Annotated in this window: 20 protein-coding genes and 1 other RNA gene; 6 read left to right on the top strand and 15 right to left on the bottom strand. The window is 55.2% G+C overall.

All coding sequences use genetic code 11. The features are described from left to right. Nucleotides 1-57: 57 nt before the first annotated feature. From WFN87_RS04970 to WFN87_RS04960, 3 genes are all read right to left on the bottom strand, one after another. Entirely contained in the window at nucleotides 58-282 is a 225-nt protein-coding gene (locus WFN87_RS04970; protein ID WP_008454666.1) for a hypothetical protein, read from the bottom strand. Further along, nucleotides 279-533 (bottom strand): hypothetical protein, encoded by a 255-nt coding sequence (locus WFN87_RS04965; RefSeq protein ID WP_008454659.1) that lies wholly within the window; start codon nucleotides 531-533, stop codon nucleotides 279-281. The genes WFN87_RS04970 and WFN87_RS04965 overlap by 4 nt, the downstream gene beginning before the upstream one ends. A 127-nt stretch (nucleotides 534-660) precedes the next feature. After that, complete coding sequence (locus WFN87_RS04960; RefSeq protein ID WP_008454658.1) at nucleotides 661-1,107, bottom strand: Lrp/AsnC family transcriptional regulator; 447 nt, start codon at nucleotides 1,105-1,107, stop codon at nucleotides 661-663. Nucleotides 1,108-1,212: 105 nt separating this feature from the next. On the opposite strand from WFN87_RS04960, the gene WFN87_RS04955 reads away from it, so the two are divergent. Continuing rightward, the gene (locus WFN87_RS04955; protein ID WP_166994447.1) at nucleotides 1,213-2,106 is read left to right on the top strand and encodes an EamA family transporter; all 894 of its coding nucleotides are present in this window, start codon (nucleotides 1,213-1,215) and stop codon (nucleotides 2,104-2,106) included. A 17-nt stretch (nucleotides 2,107-2,123) separates the two neighbouring features. Here WFN87_RS04955 and ffs read toward each other — a convergent pair. Beyond that, nucleotides 2,124-2,220: signal recognition particle sRNA small type (gene ffs / locus WFN87_RS04950), an RNA gene on the bottom strand. A 171-nt stretch (nucleotides 2,221-2,391) separates the two neighbouring features. Here ffs and WFN87_RS04945 point away from each other — a divergent pair. Further along, nucleotides 2,392-2,703, top strand: a complete 312-nt coding sequence (locus tag WFN87_RS04945) for an MGMT family protein (RefSeq protein ID WP_008454656.1) — start codon at nucleotides 2,392-2,394, stop codon at nucleotides 2,701-2,703. A 28-nt stretch (nucleotides 2,704-2,731) separates the two neighbouring features. Here WFN87_RS04945 and WFN87_RS04940 read toward each other — a convergent pair whose 3' ends face one another. Next, a complete protein-coding gene (locus tag WFN87_RS04940) occupies nucleotides 2,732-3,304 on the bottom strand; it encodes a YbaY family lipoprotein (RefSeq protein WP_034807615.1) in 573 nt (190 codons plus the stop codon). Between the two features lie 200 nt (nucleotides 3,305-3,504). Here WFN87_RS04940 and tesB point away from each other — a divergent pair, with 200 nt between their 5' ends. Next, complete coding sequence (gene tesB, locus WFN87_RS04935; protein ID WP_166994444.1) at nucleotides 3,505-4,365, top strand: acyl-CoA thioesterase II; 861 nt, start codon at nucleotides 3,505-3,507, stop codon at nucleotides 4,363-4,365. 91 nt (nucleotides 4,366-4,456) lie between these two features. Here the strand turns inward: tesB and amtB are convergent, their stop codons facing one another. The 5 genes from amtB to WFN87_RS04910 all read right to left on the bottom strand — a co-directional run bounded on the left by amtB (nucleotide 4,457) and on the right by WFN87_RS04910 (nucleotide 10,462). Further along, complete coding sequence (amtB, locus tag WFN87_RS04930; RefSeq protein WP_336982985.1) at nucleotides 4,457-5,749, bottom strand: ammonium transporter AmtB; 1,293 nt, start codon at nucleotides 5,747-5,749, stop codon at nucleotides 4,457-4,459. Between the two features lie 31 nt (nucleotides 5,750-5,780). Continuing rightward, a complete protein-coding gene (gene glnK, locus WFN87_RS04925; RefSeq protein ID WP_002891893.1) occupies nucleotides 5,781-6,119 on the bottom strand; it encodes a P-II family nitrogen regulator in 339 nt (112 codons plus the stop codon). 260 nt (nucleotides 6,120-6,379) lie between these two features. Beyond that, nucleotides 6,380-8,155, bottom strand: a complete 1,776-nt coding sequence (locus WFN87_RS04920; protein WP_336708303.1) for a SmdB family multidrug efflux ABC transporter permease/ATP-binding protein — start codon at nucleotides 8,153-8,155, stop codon at nucleotides 6,380-6,382. Beyond that, nucleotides 8,145-9,926, bottom strand: a complete 1,782-nt coding sequence (locus tag WFN87_RS04915; protein WP_336982986.1) for a SmdA family multidrug ABC transporter permease/ATP-binding protein — start codon at nucleotides 9,924-9,926, stop codon at nucleotides 8,145-8,147. The genes WFN87_RS04920 and WFN87_RS04915 overlap by 11 nt, the downstream gene beginning before the upstream one ends. A gap of 74 nt (nucleotides 9,927-10,000) precedes the next feature. Beyond that, complete coding sequence (locus tag WFN87_RS04910) at nucleotides 10,001-10,462, bottom strand: Lrp/AsnC family transcriptional regulator (protein ID WP_336982987.1); 462 nt, start codon at nucleotides 10,460-10,462, stop codon at nucleotides 10,001-10,003. A 115-nt stretch (nucleotides 10,463-10,577) separates the two neighbouring features. Between WFN87_RS04910 and WFN87_RS04905 the strand changes: the two genes are divergently transcribed. After that, the gene (locus WFN87_RS04905; protein ID WP_336982988.1) at nucleotides 10,578-11,624 is read left to right on the top strand and encodes a PLP-dependent cysteine synthase family protein; all 1,047 of its coding nucleotides are present in this window, start codon (nucleotides 10,578-10,580) and stop codon (nucleotides 11,622-11,624) included. Between the two features lie 33 nt (nucleotides 11,625-11,657). On the opposite strand, the gene cof is transcribed toward WFN87_RS04905, so the two are convergent. Then, nucleotides 11,658-12,482, bottom strand: a complete 825-nt coding sequence (gene cof, locus WFN87_RS04900) for an HMP-PP phosphatase (RefSeq protein ID WP_166994434.1) — start codon at nucleotides 12,480-12,482, stop codon at nucleotides 11,658-11,660. 94 nt (nucleotides 12,483-12,576) lie between these two features. Between cof and WFN87_RS04895 the strand changes: the two genes are divergently transcribed. Both WFN87_RS04895 and queC read left to right on the top strand, forming a co-directional pair. Continuing rightward, the gene (locus WFN87_RS04895) at nucleotides 12,577-14,280 is read left to right on the top strand and encodes an SgrR family transcriptional regulator (protein ID WP_336982989.1); all 1,704 of its coding nucleotides are present in this window, start codon (nucleotides 12,577-12,579) and stop codon (nucleotides 14,278-14,280) included. 74 nt (nucleotides 14,281-14,354) lie between these two features. Beyond that, complete coding sequence (gene queC, locus WFN87_RS04890) at nucleotides 14,355-15,050, top strand: 7-cyano-7-deazaguanine synthase QueC (RefSeq protein WP_166876078.1); 696 nt, start codon at nucleotides 14,355-14,357, stop codon at nucleotides 15,048-15,050. Nucleotides 15,051-15,191: 141 nt separating this feature from the next. Here the strand turns inward: queC and WFN87_RS04885 are convergent, their stop codons facing one another. The 4 genes from WFN87_RS04885 to hupB form a co-directional block, all read right to left on the bottom strand. Next, on the bottom strand, nucleotides 15,192-15,593 hold the full coding sequence (locus WFN87_RS04885; protein ID WP_336982990.1) for a YbgC/FadM family acyl-CoA thioesterase: 402 nt from the start codon (nucleotides 15,591-15,593) through the stop codon (nucleotides 15,192-15,194). A gap of 131 nt (nucleotides 15,594-15,724) precedes the next feature. Further along, nucleotides 15,725-16,081 carry a ComEA family DNA-binding protein gene (locus WFN87_RS04880; RefSeq protein ID WP_336982991.1) on the bottom strand — a complete coding sequence of 119 codons (357 nt, stop codon included), beginning with the start codon at nucleotides 16,079-16,081 and terminating at the stop codon, nucleotides 15,725-15,727. A 139-nt stretch (nucleotides 16,082-16,220) separates the two neighbouring features. Continuing rightward, nucleotides 16,221-18,095 (bottom strand): peptidylprolyl isomerase, encoded by a 1,875-nt coding sequence (ppiD, locus tag WFN87_RS04875; protein WP_336982992.1) that lies wholly within the window; start codon nucleotides 18,093-18,095, stop codon nucleotides 16,221-16,223. 236 nt (nucleotides 18,096-18,331) lie between these two features. Then, on the bottom strand, nucleotides 18,332-18,604 hold the full coding sequence (gene hupB, locus WFN87_RS04870) for a nucleoid-associated protein HU-beta (RefSeq protein WP_008454620.1): 273 nt from the start codon (nucleotides 18,602-18,604) through the stop codon (nucleotides 18,332-18,334). Nucleotides 18,605-18,737 lie beyond the last annotated feature (133 nt).

Here is an 18,737-nt window from a genome sequence, read left to right as displayed (position 1 = left end):
TAAAATAAAAGAGGGAAATATTATTCTGCAAGCACAGCAATAAGGCGATGCAACAAATTAGTTTTGTGAAATTCTGGGAATAGCGAACCCTTTTAGGGTGATGGTGAAATGTTCACCCTCTTTTTTAATACTGGCCCCGGTATCGCACCAGTCTGAAGCAATGCGGAAAAACTCATCGCTGCCAATATTCCAGCCCAGCTTCACTTTTTTCAGGTAACCTGAACGCAATAACTCACAGGCTTGCTGATAGCTGTAGGCGGTACTGTCCGTACCGGCGTTCATTTTTTCTTCTTCAACAGTTTACGCAATGCCTTGATCTCACGATCGTTTAATGGCGTCACGCGGGCCTCAGAAGTATGCTGACTGTCCACATCATCTTCATCGACGCCCACGTCGCTGTCGAGCTCGTCAAAGGCTTTGGACAGAAGTCGTTCCGTTACGCTTGCCAGGGTTTCACTATTCTCTTCCGCATAGTGACGAATCTTCTCTTTTAACTCGATGCTTATTTTTACGTTCAGCGTAGCCGTCGTCATTGCAAATCCTTAGTGCTTAAACAGAGGTTGGTGTTTAATACTATAGAGAATAAATAAGATCCAGCCAGTGAGATAAATTTAATATTTCTGTCATAATTCAAATACCCGGAAAATATATCAGGTTTATTTACAAAGGCGGCAGCCTGCGTTTCACCGGCGTGCTTTTGACGATAGACGTATTGCACTGGGCAAACTCAGCCAGCTCATCAAGAATTTCATCAAGTTGCTCAATAGAGCGGATCACCAGCCGGATGATGAAGCAATCTTCACCGGTGATTTTGTCGCATTCTATACACTCGGGAATCGCCTGAATCATCTTCTCCACTTTATGCAGCATACCCGGTAACGGTTTCATGCGAACCAGTCCCTGCAGGGTGTAACCCAGAGCCGTGAGATTGGCGTTCATGGTGTAGCCGTTAATCACGCCGCGTTCCTCCAGCCGCTTTACTCGTTCTGCCGTGCTCGGTGAAGAGAGACCAATTTTTCCACTAAGCACTTTCAGGGAGATACGCGCATCCGCCGCAAGAATAGTCAGAATATGCCTGTCGATATCATCAGGAAGGTAATCACTCATTTTTATCTCATTTATAAAGGCAAAAGTATCTTATAACCTAATTTTTACACTTCAACGAGTTCGCCGCAGTGCGCAGAATAAAGTTCTTTATTCTGGAGAGACAAAATGATTCGCGAGATAAGAACCGGCAGCCTGCAAATGATTGTGGCGATGCTCATCTCCGGCACCATCGGCGCCCTCGTAGTAATATCTCAGCAGCCTATCGCCAACGTCGTTTTCTGGCGCTGCGTGTTTGCGACTATTACGCTGTTCATATTGGGCCTGATGAGCGGTAACTGGCGCAGCCATCTGACCCGCAGGGTCGTTGCGATATCCGCCCTCGGCGGCGTGGCGCTGGTCGTCAACTGGCTGCTGCTGTTCGCTGCCTATTCACGAACGTCCATTGGGCTTGCCACGGTCCTGTACAATACGCAGCCGCTGATGCTGGTCGGGATGGGCGTTTTTATCCTGAAAGAGAAAGTCAGCCGCAGCAAGTGGCTTTGGCTGGGAGCATCCTTTATCGGCATGCTGCTTGTGCTCTCAAGCGGGCTAAATCATGACGGGAATGGTGGCTGGCTTTTGGGCATCGTGCTGGCGCTGGGCGCCGCGTTCTTTTATGCCCTGACGGCGCTTATCACACGCCAGTTGAGGGGCATTCCTCCACAGCAAATCGCACTCGTTCAGGTGGCCGTCGGCACGCTGCTACTGCTGCCACTGGTAGATTTCCAGTCGCATATGACATTCACGCATTGGGGAATTGTCGCCACGCTGGGCATAGTGCATACCGGCATTATGTACCAGTTGCTGTATGGCGCGATCCAAAAGCTGCCGACGTCAATTACCGCCTCACTCTCGTTTATCTACCCCATTGTGGCGGTGATCGTGGATCGCTTCGTCTTCCATCACAGTCTGAGCCCGATTCAGTTTATCGGTGGCGCGATGATTTTGCTGGCAGCGGCTGGGATCAACTTAGGATGGGGAGAAAAGCGTATGACTAAAACATTGCTGGCTAAGGGGTAGCCAGAATTGGGTGGGGGCCCTGCCAGCTACATCCCGGCACACACGTCGCCTGCTGCGGCTGCTTCCTTCCGGACCTGACCGAGTTCACAAGTTAGTGTTGCGGGAGAACCAACAGGGCCCCCATTGAGAGCGTTGTTATCCAACGCGCTGGCGCATTATCCACATCCCCCCCGCGAATTGCAAGCCAGCGGCGGTCAGGTGTTGGTTTATTGCGCATCAACGGTTTAACTTGGTGCTTTCTCCGTCGCCGATTATCCTTAAAAGCGATTTTGCCAGGAGTTCTCTATGGATAAGCACGATTCCTTTCCACAGCGCGTTTACCAAATTGTTGCCGCCATTCCCGAAGGTTGCGTGACCACCTACGGCGAAATTGCCGCGCTTGCCGGGTCGCCCCGGGCTGCCCGCCAGGTGGGTGGCGTACTCAAGCGTCTGCCCGAAGGCAGCCGTTTACCGTGGCATCGGGTGGTGAACCGGCAGGGTGTGATTTCACTGACAGGACCCGATCTCCAGCGTCAGCGCCAGGCGCTGCTTTCTGAAGGAGTGATGGTGTCAGGCGACGGTCATATTGATATGCTGCGTTACCGCTGGAAATATTAAAACGCCCCCAATTTGGGGGCGTTTCGCTTTAGTAAGTTGTTGGCGCAGGCACCGCTGAAGATGGCGTGACCTGAGTCGGCGAGGTGGATGGCACGGTTGTTGCCGCCCCACCGCCTTGCTGAACTGGAATCGCCGTATTTTGTACCGGCACCAGCGTCAGGTCGGCCTTCGTCCCGCCCTGGTTGATCACCGGCTGGAAGGTATCGGTGATAAACATCAGCTTACCGTCCACGGTGATGGCGGCACTCAGCAGGATACGCGCGTTCGGCTGAATGTCAGCCGGGTTGAACGGGATCACAAAGCTGAAAGGCGCCTGTTTACCTTCGGTACGCGTGACTTTCTGAGCAATGACTTTCGAAGGGGCATCGGCCAGTGAAGCGTCAGAGACAGTCACCGTCAGCACGGCATCTGGCGGCAGAGCAACCCGCTGACGGATCCATGCCGTACCGGAGACGTTAGGCATTGCGATGTTAGATTGCTGGGCAGATGCGGCCCCAGCGGATGCACTCGGCGCAGGAGTAGGCACATCAGCACTCTTGTGTGCGCAACCTGCAACAGCAACCGCGATAGCCAAAGCACTTAACATAGGCACAAGTTTCATTGATTTTTTCTCCTTATTATCAATGTCGCGCCGGGGACTAACCCCGTTGAAAAACGCGCTTAACGGCTTAAGTGTGGCACAGATCACTGAATTCTGCTGAAAACCAGGAATGTTCCCAGCGGCAGTGCATCAAATACGCTGTTTACGGGCATGTTATAATCGAGAAAATTTGCCGCATTCCCTTTTATTGAGGACATTTTATGAGTCAGGCGCTCAGCAATTTATTGGCGTTACTTAACCTGGAAAAAATTGAAGAGGGATTGTTCCGTGGCCAAAGCGAGGATTTAGGCCTGCGTCAGGTGTTTGGTGGGCAAGTGGTCGGCCAGGCGCTTTACGCAGCTAAAGAAACCGTACCGGAAGAGCGCCTTGTTCACTCTTTCCACAGCTATTTTTTACGCCCGGGCGACAGCCAAAAGCCCATTGTTTATGACGTAGAAACCCTGCGCGACGGCAACAGTTTTAGCGCCCGCCGCGTTGCTGCGGTGCAGAACGGCAAGCCGATTTTCTATATGACCGCGTCATTCCAGGCCCCTGAATCTGGCTATGAGCACCAGAAAGAGATGCCCCCAGCGCCAAAACCGGATAGCCTGCCGTCCGAAACGGACATCGCCCGCTCTCTGGAAAAATTCCTCCCGCCGCATGCGAAAGAGAAGTTTCTTAGCGAAAAGCCGCTGGAAATTCGCCCGGCCGTATTCCACAACCCGCTGAAAGGCCATGTCGATCAACCTTCCCGCCAGGTCTGGATCCGCGCGAACGGCAACATGCCGCAGGATCTGCGCGTGCATCAGTATCTGCTCGGCTACGCCTCCGACTTCAATTTCTTGCCGGTCGCCCTACAGCCGCATGGCGTAGGTTTCCTGGAACCGGGGATGCAGGTCGCGACTATCGATCACTCAATGTGGTTCCATCGTCCGTTCGACATGAACGAATGGCTGCTGTATAGCGTGGAAAGCACCTCCGCGTCGAGCGCTCGCGGCTTTGTCCGTGGAGAGTTTTATACGCAGGATGGCGTGCTGGTCGCGTCGACGGTTCAGGAAGGCGTCATGCGCCATCGCGGGTAGTTAACGCTGAAATAAAAAAACCACCTGCATAACAGGTGGCATTTAGAGAGAAGTAAAACCTCGTCCAACCGGGCGAGGTTTTGATAACGAATCAGTTGTTGTACGCGTTTTCGCCGTGGCTGTTAACATCCAGGCCTTCGCGTTCCTGCTCTTCTGGAACACGCAGACCTACGGTCAGGTCAGCAATCTTGAACGCGATGAACGCCACCACGCCGGACCAGACAATGGTAATTGCCACGCTTTCAAGCTGAACCAGAAGCTGATGCCCCATAGTCACGCCTTCTGCATAACCCACGCCGCCCAGAGAAGTTGCCGCAAAGATACCGGTCATGATGCACCCGATGATGCCGCAGACGCCGTGCACGCCGAACACATCACATGGGTCATCCACGTTCAGCCATTTTTTCAGCGTCGTCACGCCCCACAGACCGGCCAGACCAACAACCAGACCAATCAGCAGTGCACCGCCCACGCCAACGTAGCCACACGCCGGGGTAATACCCACCAGACCCGCGATAGCACCGGAACAGGCACCCAGCAGAGAAGGTTTACCGCGCAGCGCCCACTCGCCAAAGACCCAGGAGAGAATCGCCGCCGCAGTGGCGACAACGGTGTTCACGAACGCCAGCGCAGCGATTTCGTTGGCCGCACTTGCAGAACCGGCGTTGAAACCGAACCAGCCGAAGTAGAGGATTGCGGTGCCGATAAACACCATTGGCAGGTTGTGCGGCTTGAACGCTTCTTTGCCGAAGCCAACACGTTTACCCACCAGGTAAGCACCTACTAAGCCAGCAACAGCGGCGTTAATGTGCACGACTGTACCGCCCGCGAAGTCCAGCGCGCCGTGCGTAGCCAGAATACCGCCGCCCCAGACCATGTGCGCAATTGGCACATAAGAGAGCGTCAGCCAGACGGCAGCAAAAATTACCACTGCAGAGAAGCGCACGCGTTCGGAGAGAGACCCTACCACCAGTCCAACGGTAATACAGGCGAAAGAGCCCTGGAACGCCACATGAATATACTGATAGAAAGTGCCCATCAGCGCTTTCAACTGGATATTTTTCAGCATCACCCAGTCAAAGCTGCCGAAGAAGTTATTGCCGGTGCCAAACGCCAGGCTATAGCCATACACGACCCACAGCACGCAAACCAGGGCGAAGGTGACGGAGATTTGCGTCAGCATCGACAGCACGTTTTTAGAGCGAATCAGACCGCCGTAAAACAGCGCAAGGCCAGGGATGGTCATAAACAGCACCAGCGCGGTGCATATCATCATAAAGGCGTTGTCGGCTTTGTCCGCGACCGCAGGCGCGTCCGCAGCGAAGGCGAGCGTTGGCAGTAATGCCAGGGTGCCTAAACCAAGGAGTGCAGCTAATTTTTTCATTTTTCCCATCCCAATCAAGGCTTGCCAGCAGTTACAGAGCGGCTTCGTCGGCTTCGCCGGTACGAATACGAATAACGCGTTGCAGTTCTGCAACGAAGATTTTCCCATCACCGATTTTGCCGGTGTAGGCGGCTTTGCTGATCACGTCGATGACTTCATCGAGCTGGTCGTCAGCAATAGCAACATCGATTTTTACTTTAGGCAGAAAGTTGACGCTGTACTCGGCGCCACGGTAAAGCTCCGCATGGCCTTTCTGGCGGCCGAAACCTTTCACTTCGGTCACGGTAAGCCCCTGAATACCGATTGAAGAGAGCGCTTCACGCACGTCTTCAAGCTTGAACGGTTTGATTACCACGGTTACCAGCTTCATAAATTCTCTCCACTCAGAATTAGGTCGTTACCTGCACCTAGAGAGCAAAGCAAAGCCCATGCCAGGAATAAAAAAACAGGATTATTCAGCGCGTTTTCAGGCTTCAGGCGGGTTACCGGAAAGCCAGATGAAGGCGTCGGATCGGGCGGGATTAGTCTGAAAAGAAAAAACGCACCACTGCGGTGCAGGATGCGTTTTTGTTTTGCACCAACGCGGAGAAGCGAAGGTTTTTATGCGTCGCGTTGCATAGTTGTGGTGCATCAGGCCGTGAGCGATTCTTCCTGCGCGGCGGCGGCCAGTTCCTCACCGGCTAACTGAAGCTGATACATCTGCCAGTAGCGGCCCTGCTGTGCCAGAAGTTCACTGTGCGTACCGCGCTCCACGGCCTGCCCGCGATGCAGCACCAGAATCGTGTCGGCATCGGTGATGGTAGACAAACGGTGGGCAATCACCACCAGGGTTGTGTGCTGACGAACTACCGCCAGCGCCCGCTGAATAGCCTGCTCGGTGCCGGAGTCGATATTCGCCGTGGCTTCGTCGAGGATCAGGATCTGCGGGGCTTCAACCAGCACGCGCGCCAGAGCAAGCAGCTGCTTCTGGCCAACGGAGAGATTGTTCCCCTGCTCGCCCAGGCGGGTATGGATACCTTCCGGCAGCGCTCGCGCCAGTTCGGCCAACTGAACCGTCTCCAGCGCCTGCCAGACCCTCTCTTCGCTGATGTCCCGCCCCAGGGTTACGTTGGCAAAGAACGAATCGGCCATCACCACCGGATCCTGCTGCACCATCGCCACGCCGCGGCGCAGCGTTTCATGGCTGAGGGAGTCCAGCGGCCGGCCATCGAGGCGTATTTCGCCTTTCGTTAACGGGTAATAGCCCATCAGCAGGTTGGCCAGGGTGCTTTTTCCGCTGCCGGTATGCCCGACCAGGGCAATAAAGCTCCGCGAAGGCACTTCCAGATTAATGTCCTGCAGCACCAGGCGATCGCCACGGTAGGCAAATGAGACGTTGTCGACGCTGATCGCGCCGCTGGCGAGGGGCCGGTTGTCATTGCCGTAATCCTGACGTTTGCCGTCCATCAGCTCAAACACGCGTTCCCCGGCCACCACCGCCTGTTGCAGAATGGATTGCTGGGTGGTCAGCTCAATAAGCGGTTCGTTCAGGCGGCCAAGGTAGTTAATAAAGGCATATAGCACGCCAACTTCGATGGTACCGCGCGAGGTGAAGCCGAACAGCATCAGCAGGCCACACAGAATCATCGCCGAAAACAGGCTAAGCAGCGGCCGCAGAAGCCAGCCATCAAGCCGCAGGGTTTGCATCCGCGCCAGGTAGTGAGAGCGGCTTGCCTGCCCCATGCGTTCGCCGAAGCGGGCCTGCTGGCGGAACTGCTGAATCACGCTCATGCCGTTGATGACTTCATTAAACCCGTCGTTGATGTCCGCCAGATAGCTGCGTACCCGGCGCACAATCGGCGTGCTGTAGCGCTGGTAGATAAACATCACGGCGATAACCGCTGGGAAGATGGTGATCGCCACCAGCGCCATGCGCCAGTCGAGCGTGAACATCGCCACCAGCATAGCGCCGATCAGTGCCGCGCTGCGCAGCACCGTTGCCACAACGGTAACATACAGGTCCCGGATCACTTCGGTGTCGTTTGTTACGCGCGAGATCAATTGCCCTACCGGCTGCGTGTCAAACGCACTTAGCGGCTGGCGCAGCGCAGCGTCCATGACATCGGTACGCAGTTTTTGCACCACACCTACCGCCGCGCGGTTAAACAGCAGCGCCTGAAGGTAGTGCAGCCCGGCAGCGCTAATCGACAACAGGATATAAGCCACCGCCAGTCCGGCCGCCAGGCCAAGCGGCATCTGGTTTTTCGCCACCAGGTTATCAATAAAATAGCTCACCAGCACCGGGCCACAAACCTCAGCGGCAGCCGCAACCCAGAGCATCAGCATCGCCCCACCCAGCGGTTTGCGCCACGGCGATCCGTAAGCCAGCAGGCGTTTAATGGTAGGCCACTGTTGTTTACGACTCATTGGCGCTCTCCCTGACATCTTCCTGCTCCGGGGCTTCGTCCAGCGCGGCCTCCAGCTGTTGATAGCGGTACATATCCCGATACCAGCCCGGCTGAGACGCGAGCGCATCATGGCTGCCACGCTGGGCGATATGCCCGTGCTGCATCACCAGGATCTCGCTAGCTTCCGTTAATGCAGACAGGCGGTGGGCGCTGATAATGACCGTGCGGTGTTCACCCCACTCGCGCAGGTTGTGCAGAATTTGGTGCTCGGTGCGGCCATCTACTGCGGAAAGCGCGTCATCCAGAATCAGGATTTCGGCATCAAGCAGCAGCGCCCTGGCAATAGAGATACGCTGTTTTTGCCCACCCGAAAGCATGACCCCACGCTCACCCACTTCGGTATCGTACCCTTGCGGCAAGCGCAGGATATCTTCATGAACGCTGGCCAGGCGAGCGACACGCTCAATGTCCTCCTGGGTGGCACCCGGTTTACCCAGCGCAATGTTGCTGGCCACGGTGTCAGAGAACAGGAACGGCGTCTGGTTCACGATAGCCAGACGGCTTCTCCAGCCGTCAATTTTCAGCGCCGTGAGCGGAATATCGTGGTAGCGAATATCGCCCTCTTCCACGTCGAAATGACGCTGGATCAGCGCGAGAATCGTGCTTTTACCGGACCCCGTTGGCCCGCACAGGCCAAGCATTTCACCCGGTTTAAGGGTGAAGTTGACGTTTTGCAGCGTCGGCTGAGCAGTCTGCGGGTAGTGGAACTGGCGAATCGAAGCCACCAGTTCAGCCCGCCCTTCCGGCAGCGTTTTATCGCCGTCGACCACGCCCGGCTCTTCTTCCAGCATCGCGCGGATGCGGCTGTAGGCCGCACTTCCTCGTTCGACAATATTGAACATCCAGGCCAGCGCCAGCATCGGCCATATCATCAGGCCGAGGTACATCACAAAGCTGGTGAGCTGCCCCAGGGTAAGCGAGCCCTCGATAACCATCCAGCTTCCGCCGCCGATGGCTAAAAGGTTTGCGGCCCCAATCGCCATATAAATGGTGGGGTCAAAGCGGGCATCAATGCGCGCGACGCGCATGTTTTTCGCCCCGGCATCCTGAGCTTCTGCGGCAAACAGCGCCGACTGCCTGTCTTCAAGGCCGAACGCCTTGATCATGCGGATGCTGGTCATGCTTTCCTGAGTACGATCGTTTAAGGCTGAGAATGCCGCCTGCGCCACTTTGAAGCGATCGTGCAAACGCGCGCCGTCACGTTTAATCACCACGGCCATAATCGGCATCGGCAGAAGCGCCAGCAATGTGAGCTCCCAGCTGATTTGGGTGGACATGACTATCAGCACCGCCAACCCCATGACCAGCGAGTCCACCAGCGTTAGCACCCCTTCCCCCGCGGCGAATACCACGCGATCGACATCGTTAGTCGCGCGCGCCATGAGGTCACCGGTACGGTGACGGAGATAAAATTCAGGGTGGTGGCGGCTTAGCTGGCGGTAATAGTTTTCCCGCAACTCAACCGCAAGCTGGTAAGACGCCCCGAACAGCAGGACGCGCCAGACGTAGCGCACCAGATAAACTACCACAGCAATAAGCAGCATCAGGCCAATCCACATCAGCACCTGCTGAGAGGAGAGACTCTGCTGCACCACGCCATCCACAATCACGCCCACCACTTTTGGCGGCACGAGCTGCAAAATAGCGATGATAATAAGCAATGCCACCGCGCCGAGGTAGCGTCGCCACTCGCGGGTGAAGTACCAGCTTAATTGAGCAAATAATCGCACGAAGTTTAGATCCTGAAATGCTGCCTGCCGGCCAGGGCAAAAGAGTGGAGGCTACTGTTCCGCACATTGCGGAATCAGGAAGTTAGAGGTAATGCTGTGGTGTATTTTATCTGTTCCATGGCAAAACTCGAAGTGACATCGCTTAATCCCGGGATGCCGTTCACCAGCCGCTTATAAAAGTCGTCGTACCGCTTCATGTCGGCGACCTGAACCCGAATCAGATAGTCATATTCGCCGGCCATGCGCCAGAACCCCAATACTTCGGGCATGGCTTCCACCACCGAGACAAATCTGCAGTACCACTCGCTGCTGTGCTGCTGGGTTTTAATCAGCACAAAGGCCGTCAGGCCCAGGCCGAGTTTTTCCGGGTCCAGCAGCGCCACTTTGCCGCGAATATAGCCTTCGTCTTCCAGACGTTTTAAGCGTTTCCAGCACGGGGTGGTGGTCAGATTAACGGCATCCGCCAGCGCCTGCAAAGACAGGGTACAGTCCTGCTGCAGCATCGCAAGCAGCTTTTGGTCAATTTTATCTATCATGAGACCACCGGAGAGAAATATTTTCTCTAATGGAAGCGCTAAACAGGCAAAATGGCAACTTTTTTATCCTGACTTTGGATTACGCTAAGCACAAATTGATAAATGAGAATTTTCCATGACCAGTACCTGGGTGACCAACGCCATCAGCGAGATCAACGCCGACTATCAACGCTCTGCGGATACGCATCTGATCCGCCTGGCTTTGCCCGCTTTTCCGGGTATTCAGCTGTATCTGAAGGATGAGAGCACTCACCCGACCGGCAGCCTGAAGCACCGCCTCGCGCGCTCCCTGTTCCTGTACGGGCTGTGTAACGGCTGGATTAAAGAAGGCACCACGATTATCGAAGCCTCCTCTGGCTCAACGGCGGTGTCAGAAGCCTATTTTGCTCGTCTGCTTGGCCTGCCGTTTATTGCCGTAATGCCCGCCAGCACCGCAAAACGCAAAATTGAACAGATCGAATTCTACGGCGGCCGCTGCCACTTTGTAGACAGCGCCTGCGAAATTTACGCCGCTTCGGAAATGCTTGCCCGCGAGCTGAACGGCCATTATATGGACCAGTTCACCTACGCTGAGCGGGCAACCGACTGGCGCGGGAACAACAATATCGCCGACAGTATTTTCCGCCAGATGACCCTTGAGCCGAATCCGGTACCGGATTACATCGTGATGAGCGCGGGGACCGGCGGCACCTCAGCCACCATTGGTCGTTATCTTCGCTTCCAGGGCCACGACACAAAGCTGGTCGTCGTCGATCCGCAGAACTCAGTATTTCTTGATTACTGGCAGCAGCGCGACTGTGGCCTGAAAAGCGCAGTGGGCAGCAAAATCGAAGGGATTGGTCGCCCGCGCTGCGAGCCTTCGTTTATTCCCGATGTGATTGACGAGATGATGCGCGTGCCGGACGCCGCCAGCGTCGCCACCATGCAATGGCTTGAATCCCAGCTTGGCCGCAAAGTGGGGGCCTCAACCGGCACCAATATGTGGGGCGTATTGCAGCTTGCCGCGAGAATGCGTGAGGAAGGCCGGAGTGGTTCTATCGTGACGCTGCTTTGCGACAGCGGCGAACGCTACCTTGAGTCCTACTACAATTCAGCCTGGGTCAACGATCATATCGGCGATCTCTCACCGTTTAAGGCTGAGATTGGCTGTCTGATTAAATAAAAAACCGGGCGAAATGCCCGGCGCTGTAAGGTCTCAATATTCGGGGGAATAGGTGAGATGTGGAGTGTCCAGCCAGTGCGTCAAATAGTGCGAGACCGCCTGGTTACGGCAGTGGCCGATAACCGGCAGATGGGGTAAATCCGCTTTTAGCTGCGGCATGGCGTTGCCCATAATCAGGCCGTGCCCAACCGCCGAGAGCATTTCGCGGTCGTTCATCGCATCGCCAAATGCCATGCAATCTTGCAGAGTCAAACCTAAGTGGGCGCTCAGTACATCAAGCGCTGCGCCCTTGTTGCTGCCCACCGGCAGCACTTCCAGGCAGTCCATTGCCGAGAAGCAAAGAAAGGCGCGATCGCCCAGCGCTTCATTGAGCTGAATGCGCAGGCGGCACAGATCGTCATGATCGCCGCAGAAGCAGATCTTGGTGACCTCGTGAGCCGGTAAACGACGAAGATCGACGATATGTGGCCGGAAACCGCTGTATACGTGTGCATGAAGCATCTCCGGGATTTCATGGCTGGTTAGCCAACCTGAATCGTTAAAGGCATGCATGCTCGCTTCGGTATCCCAGTGGCCGTGCAGCACCGTCTCTACCGCCCACGGCGAGAGATCGTTGCGATGCATTAGCTCACCTTCCATGCTGTGAATGCGCGTGCCGTTGCCGGTGATCAGGAAAGCGTCGAGATCGATCTTGCCGAGAATATGGCGCATCTCCAGCTCGTGGCGGCCGGTTGCAAAAGCCAGGGTTATCTGGCGCTCTTCACGCAGGCGCTTCAGCGTATTCAGGGTTGCTTCCCCAAGGTGATGGTCGGGCAGCAGCAGCGTGCCGTCCATATCAAATGCAGCCAGACGAGCCATGGTTACTCCAGAAGTGATCGTGACAGGCAAAAGTATCCTCTGGAATATACGGAACTAATAGTGAATACTTGGGAAAAAATGTTCCGGGTTTATTATGCGACTTCTGAATCGGCTCAATCAATTCCAGCGTTTATGGCAGCCTTCCGGCGGGGAACCGCAGCAGGTGACCGTTGCCGAGCTGGCCGAGCGCTGTTTTTGTAGCGATCGCCACGTCAGGACGCTGCTTAATCAGCTTGAAGAGGCGGGCTGGCTGCGCTGGCGTGCACAGTCTGGCCGCGGTAAACGCGGTGACCTGACCTTTCTGGTTTCGCCGGAAAACGTGCGTTCCGGCATGATGGAGCAGGTTCTGGATAAGGGCCAGCATCAGAATGCGCTGGAGCTGGCTCAGCTTGCGCCGGAACAGCTTCGCCAGTTATTACAGCCGTTCCTCGGCGGCCAGTGGCAAAATGACGTCCCCACGCTGCGTATTCCTTATTATCGCCCTCTCGATCCCGTTGCCCCTGGTTTTCTGCCGGGTAGAGCCGAGCAGCACCTCGCCGGGCAGGTGTTTTCCGGCCTCACGCGCTTTACCCGTGAAAGCCCGGAGCCCCAGCCTGACCTCGCCCACCACTGGCAAATATCAAACAATGGCCTGTGCTGGGACTTTTTTATTCGCTCAACCCTGCACTGGCACAATGGCGAACCCGTAGAAACCCATCAGCTTCAACAGCGGCTGATGATGTTGCTCGAGCTGCCCGCCCTGCGGCGGCTGTTTATCAGCGTCAAGCGTATTGAGATCCCTCACGCGCAGTGCCTGCGCTTTATTTTGCATCGGCCGGACTATTGGCTCGCGCATCGCCTGGCGAGCTACTGCAGCCGCCTGGCCCATCCGCAGGATACACAACTGGGCTGCGGCCCATTCCGCATTGTCAGCTTCAAGCCGAACCTGGTGCGGCTGGAAAGCTTTGAAAGTTATCATCTGAAACACCCGCTGCTGAAAGCCATCGAATACTGGATCACCCCGCAGCTCTTCGAAACCACGCTCGGCACAAGCTGCCTGCATCCGGTGCAAATCGCCATCGGCCAGCAGGATGAGCTGGAGAACCTGCGCCCGGTCAGTAATAGCATCAGCCTGGGCTTTTGCTATTTAGGCATCAGGCCACAGGGAAGGCTCAGCGCAGAGCAGGCCAGAACAATCATGCAGATTGTCCGGGAGCCAGAGATGATAGGCTCGCTGCCGCTTAACAGTGAGCTGATCACGCCCAATAGGGAGATGATCCCTGGCTGGCAGATTCCCGGCTGGGATGCGCACACAGCCGTCACGTTACCGAAAAAACTGACCCTGGTTTACCATTTGCCGGTCGAGCTTCATGCGATGGCTCTTCAGCTCAGGCACTATCTGGCAGAGCGCGGCTGCGAACTGACGGTCATTTTTCACGACGCTAAAACCTGGGCTGGCTGCGAAGATTTAGCCCAGGCCGATATCGTGATGGGCGACAGGCTGATTGGCGAAGCGCCGGAATACACCCTGGAGCAATGGCTGCGCAGCGATGTATTGTGGCCCAATTTATTGAGCGCCGGCCATTATGCCCATCTGCAGGCCACGCTGGATGCCGTGCAGGCTTCCCCTCCTTCTTATGAACGCAATGAAGGGCTGAAAGACGTTTTTCATGGCCTGATGCGGGATGCCGTGGTCACACCGCTGTTTAATTATCGCTACCAGATAAGCGCCCCACCCGGCGTGAACGGCATTGAACTGAATGCCTGGGGCTGGTTTGATTTTTGCGAAGCCTGGCTCCCGCCGCCGGGAATGACGTGAAGAAGCTGGCTCACGCCCTGGCGGGACGTTACCATAGCCTTTTCCAGACACCCTAATGAACGACAGGATAGAGAATGAAACGTACAGTCGTGGTTTTCAGCGGCGGACAGGACTCCACCACTTGCCTGATTCAGGCCTTACAGCAATACGATGAAGTCCACTGTGTGACCTTTGATTATGGTCAGCGCCATCGGGCAGAAATTGACGTGGCCCAAAAGCTCTCGCTGAAACTTGGCGCCCGTGCGCATAAAGTCCTGGACGTTACCCTGCTGAACGAACTGGCGGTGAGCAGCCTGACGCGAGACAGCATTCCGGTGCCGGGTTATAACCCGGAGGACAAAGGCATCCCAAGCACTTTCGTCCCAGGCCGCAATATCCTGTTCCTGACCCTGGCGGCGATTTACGCTTATCAGGTTGAAGCGGAATCCGTGATAACCGGCGTCTGCGAAACGGACTTCTCTGGCTACCCGGACTGCCGCGACGAGTTTGTCAAAGCACTTAACCATGCGGTAAGCCTCGGGATGGCAAGAGATATCCGGTTTGAAACGCCGCTGATGTGGCTGGACAAAGCGGAAACCTGGGCGCTGGCCGATTACTGGCAGAGCCTGGAAACGGTCCGCCAGGAGACGCTGACCTGCTACAACGGCATCCAGGGCGACGGCTGTGGCGAATGCGCCGCCTGTAATCTGCGAGCTAAGGGCCTGAACCACTATCTGGCCAATAAACCCGCAGTCATGGCCGCAATGAAGCAAAAAACAGGCCTCAAATAAAACATAACGGCGTGGTCACAAACCTCTGTCGATAGAAGAAATACCGGACAGTTTGTAAAAAGACCGGAAAATCAATTCATTGATTTTCGGCTGATAATAACAAAGAGGGAAAACCAGGCTTTTCCCTCTTTGTCGGCCATTTTAGGCACTCATCATCTGTTCTAGTTTCTCACGCAGTTCACCTTCCAGCGGAACGGCCTTTTGCGTCTTTAAATCAATGCAGACGAAGGTCAGCAGCGCGTCGGCCACGGCTTCGCCTTCAGGATCCAGCGTCACCACCTGGCTCAACACACCGCTTTTACCGTTAATCTGCTGGAGTTTGCTGTCAATGCGCAGCAGATCCCCAAGTACCGCCGGACGGCGGTAGCTAATATTGATGTTCACCACGATAAAAGCGATGTTGTGTTCCGTCATCCACTGGAAGCCAGTCGTTTTTTCCAGCCCTTCCCAGCGGGCCTCCTCGAGGAACTCAAGATAACGGGCGTTGTTAACGTGTTGATAGACGTCCATGTGGTATCCACGAACTTTGATATGTGTCTGCATAGCGCGAAGCCCTTGTTCTGTTCTTGTTGTCATCAGGTGAAGGTAAGCGAGGCCATACCCCGACAACTGGTATGACCTCTAACTCAGCGTAGCAAACTTTTCTCTTCAGGTGGAAGCCTGAGCACGTAAACTCAAAGTTTTATGCGAGCCAGATTACGTTCTACCAGCGATGCGCCAATGCCCGGGACCTCCTGCAGCTGATCTAGCGTTTTAAACGGGCCGAACTCGTCACGGTAGCTGACGATGGCCTGCGCCTTTTTCAATCCCACGCCATTCATTTTCTGGGCAAGTTCTTCCGCCGGGGCGCTATTGATACTCACCAGCCCCTCCCCTTGCTCTGCCGTTTTGGCGGAGGCGGTCTTAGGCTGCGTCGCTGCCGAGCTGACCGAGGCCGAACCGGCTTTTTCTGCGGCAGCATGTGCCGGGGCGCAGCCAAGTAAACCGGCCAGAACGAGGGAAAGTGAAAATGCTTTAATGCCTGATGTCATGCTGTGTCCTCCATGTATGTTGACAGCCCGGTCACCATAGCGAGGATAAAAATCAGGAACAAACGCCGGATTTAAAATGTGGAAAAGGCCGCGAAAGCGGCCTTCAGGTATTACACTGCGTTGCAAAAATTTGCGAGGATTACTGCTGTTGGTCGATGCTATCGCCCAGTTTGATCTTCGCTTCTTTGCGCAGGTTGGACATCAGCGCTTCGAAAGCAATCTGGGCATTGTTCTGGGTGATCCCCTGCACCATCGCTTTTTTCTGCTCGTCCGGCATAGAGCCTGCTTTCACTTCATCCAGAGACAGCAGCACAACGTTGCCCTGCATATCATTGGCGACGCCATAGCTCGGCTTGTCTTTCGCCGGCAGAGGCAGCCCAAAGGCGGCCTGGCTGATCGGATCCTGCCCGGTACGGCTCAGGGTTTTCGCTTCGCCGAAGCTCAGGCCCGCTGCTTTCAGTTCGTCACTGCCTTTGCCCAGTTTCAGCGCGTTCAGCAGTTTGTCAGCATCCAGCTTCGCCTGCTGCTCCGCTTTCTGCTGCTTCACGGCGGCAATCACCTGGTCACGCACTTCGGTGAGTGGTTTAACCGCTTCAGCTTTGTGCTCGGAAACACGCAGGACGAAAGCGCGATCGCCATCGACGGTGATAATGTCTGAGTTGCTGCCCGGCGAACCGTTTTCACCCACCAGACCACCGCTGAAGATAGCGTCGGCAACCGGTTTGAAGTTCAGCTCTTCCGGCAGGTTGTCGTGGCCGAACCAGCCAGTTTCAACCGCTTTAACCCCGGCGACTTTCTCAGCGCTTGCCAGAGATTCGTTGTCGTTGCTCGCGGCATCGCTCACTTTCTGCTGCAGCGCATAGTAAGCATCAACGGCTTTTTCCTGCTTCACTTTAGCCACGATGCCATCGCGAACTTCCGCCAGCGGCTTCACAACGGCAGGCTGGATGTCATCCAGGCGAACGATCAGGAAACCAACGGAAGATTTAACGACGCTGGACAGCTGACCTTTTTCTTTCAGGCCGGCATTTTTCAGTTCGTCAGGCGTGGTAGAGGCTTCCAGCCAGCCCATATCACCGCCGTTGCGGGCAGAGATGATGTCAGCAGACTTAGCCTTCGCCAGTGCAGCAAAATCGCCGCCCTTGTTCAGCTCGTCGAGAATCGCTTTCGCTTCATCTTCGGTTTTAGTCTGAATCACGCTGTAGCGGTTACGCTGCGGCTGGGTGAATTCGTCTTTGTGCTGGTCGTAGTAAGCCTGAACGTCCGCATCACTGGCCTCTTCCTGCATGGAAGCCGCGTCCAGCTTGATGTAGCTAACCTTAAACTGTTCAGGGGTGATGTAGCGGTTTTTGTTCTGCTCGTAGTTGGCGTTGATTTCCTGCTCGGAAGCGCCTTGCTTCGCGGCCAGCACTTTCACGTCGATTGTGGCTTCACGCACGACGCGCTGCTGGGAGACCAATGCCGCCAGCTCGTCGGTTTCGCCGGTGAGCATAAAGTCGGTGCCGACCACGGCTTTGATCAGCTGGTCGGTGGTGAGCTGATTGCGCAGCGCCTGTGCATATTGGTCGGCAGTTAATCCCATATTGCCGATGATGGCGTTATAGCGAGCGTTATCGAACTTACCGTTAGTCTGGAAGGCAGGCTGGCTGAAGATAGCCATTTTTACCTGCTCGTCGCTGATACCGAGGCCCAGATGTTTGGCGTACTGGTCAAGCAGCGATTCATCAATCAGCTGGTTGAGAACCTGCTGGCGCATTTGCTTCATGTAGCCTTCGTTACCGGCAAGAACGGAGAACTGGTCGCCCAGCTGCTGCTGCTGACGATTACGTTCGTTCGCTACGGCATTTTCGAACTGGCCACGGCCAATCTCCTGGCCATTTACTTTTGCGGCATAATTATTGTTACCGCCAGTCAGGTAGCTACCCACGCCAGTCAGAACGAATGACAAGATAATCAAACCCAGAATGATCTTGAGCACGACATGGTTAGCCGCCGCTCGTAAATTGTCCATCATGGTGTAACAACACTCCGCTGTAGTATGACTTGGTAAACCTGCGCAGGCGCTAAGCTGGCATCCTTAATGACTCAAGCTGCCCTGTGCTGCGCGCAAGGGCGTATTGTGACAAGAAACCCGCTGCAAATCATCAACACCTGCGTAAAATTCGGCTTCAGGCAATAAAAAAGGCACATCAAATGATGCGCCCCTGCGATACCTGACACCATCTACCCCAGTCAGTCGGGGCCAATAAATCAGTTAACAGCGTCTTTCAGCGCTTTACCAGCACGGAAGCCTGGTACTTTTGCTGCGGCGATGGTGATTTCTTTACCGGTTTGAGGGTTGCGGCCAGTACGGGCAGCACGCTCTTTAACAGCAAAGGTACCAAAACCTACCAGTGCTACGTCTTCCCCGGACTGCAGAGATTCAGTAACAGAAGCAATAACAGCATCTAATGCACGTCCAGCCGCGGCTTTAGAAATATCAGCACCTGCGGCAATTTTGTCTATCAGTTGAGATTTATTCACTCTTCTCTTCCTCTCTTTATAATTTATATCGCACCTGATATCCCTCAGGCGCGACCGCGCAGCAGTTATAACAGGCTCGTCATGCCCTTACAACAGGAGTTGTGGACGATAAGCTCAGCCAGCAACTAAATTA

This window comes from Cedecea sp. AS113 (assembly GCF_037152415.1).
Taxonomy (GTDB): Bacteria; Pseudomonadota; Gammaproteobacteria; order Enterobacterales; family Enterobacteriaceae; genus Cedecea.
Note: the sequence above shows the minus strand (reverse complement) of the source record. Positions and strands in the feature narration are given on the sequence as shown.

Coding starts and splice junctions, on each gene's coding strand:
- WFN87_RS04880 (WP_336982991.1), bottom strand. CDS start 16,081: ATGACATCAGGCATTAAAGCATTTTCACTTTCCCTCGTTCTGGCCGGT.
- WFN87_RS04970 (WP_008454666.1), bottom strand. CDS start 282: ATGAACGCCGGTACGGACAGTACCGCCTACAGCTATCAGCAAGCCTGT.
- WFN87_RS04920 (WP_336708303.1), bottom strand. CDS start 8,155: ATGAGTCGTAAACAACAGTGGCCTACCATTAAACGCCTGCTGGCTTAC.
- amtB (WP_336982985.1), bottom strand. CDS start 5,749: ATGAAAAAATTAGCTGCACTCCTTGGTTTAGGCACCCTGGCATTACTG.
- queC (WP_166876078.1), top strand. CDS start 14,355: ATGAAACGTACAGTCGTGGTTTTCAGCGGCGGACAGGACTCCACCACT.
- WFN87_RS04955 (WP_166994447.1), top strand. CDS start 1,213: ATGATTCGCGAGATAAGAACCGGCAGCCTGCAAATGATTGTGGCGATG.
- WFN87_RS04965 (WP_008454659.1), bottom strand. CDS start 533: ATGACGACGGCTACGCTGAACGTAAAAATAAGCATCGAGTTAAAAGAG.
- WFN87_RS04895 (WP_336982989.1), top strand. CDS start 12,577: ATGCGACTTCTGAATCGGCTCAATCAATTCCAGCGTTTATGGCAGCCT.
- cof (WP_166994434.1), bottom strand. CDS start 12,482: ATGGCTCGTCTGGCTGCATTTGATATGGACGGCACGCTGCTGCTGCCC.
- WFN87_RS04885 (WP_336982990.1), bottom strand. CDS start 15,593: ATGCAGACACATATCAAAGTTCGTGGATACCACATGGACGTCTATCAA.
- WFN87_RS04960 (WP_008454658.1), bottom strand. CDS start 1,107: ATGAGTGATTACCTTCCTGATGATATCGACAGGCATATTCTGACTATT.
- ppiD (WP_336982992.1), bottom strand. CDS start 18,095: ATGATGGACAATTTACGAGCGGCGGCTAACCATGTCGTGCTCAAGATC.
- WFN87_RS04940 (WP_034807615.1), bottom strand. CDS start 3,304: ATGAAACTTGTGCCTATGTTAAGTGCTTTGGCTATCGCGGTTGCTGTT.
- glnK (WP_002891893.1), bottom strand. CDS start 6,119: ATGAAGCTGGTAACCGTGGTAATCAAACCGTTCAAGCTTGAAGACGTG.
- WFN87_RS04910 (WP_336982987.1), bottom strand. CDS start 10,462: ATGATAGATAAAATTGACCAAAAGCTGCTTGCGATGCTGCAGCAGGAC.
- tesB (WP_166994444.1), top strand. CDS start 3,505: ATGAGTCAGGCGCTCAGCAATTTATTGGCGTTACTTAACCTGGAAAAA.
- WFN87_RS04945 (WP_008454656.1), top strand. CDS start 2,392: ATGGATAAGCACGATTCCTTTCCACAGCGCGTTTACCAAATTGTTGCC.
- WFN87_RS04905 (WP_336982988.1), top strand. CDS start 10,578: ATGACCAGTACCTGGGTGACCAACGCCATCAGCGAGATCAACGCCGAC.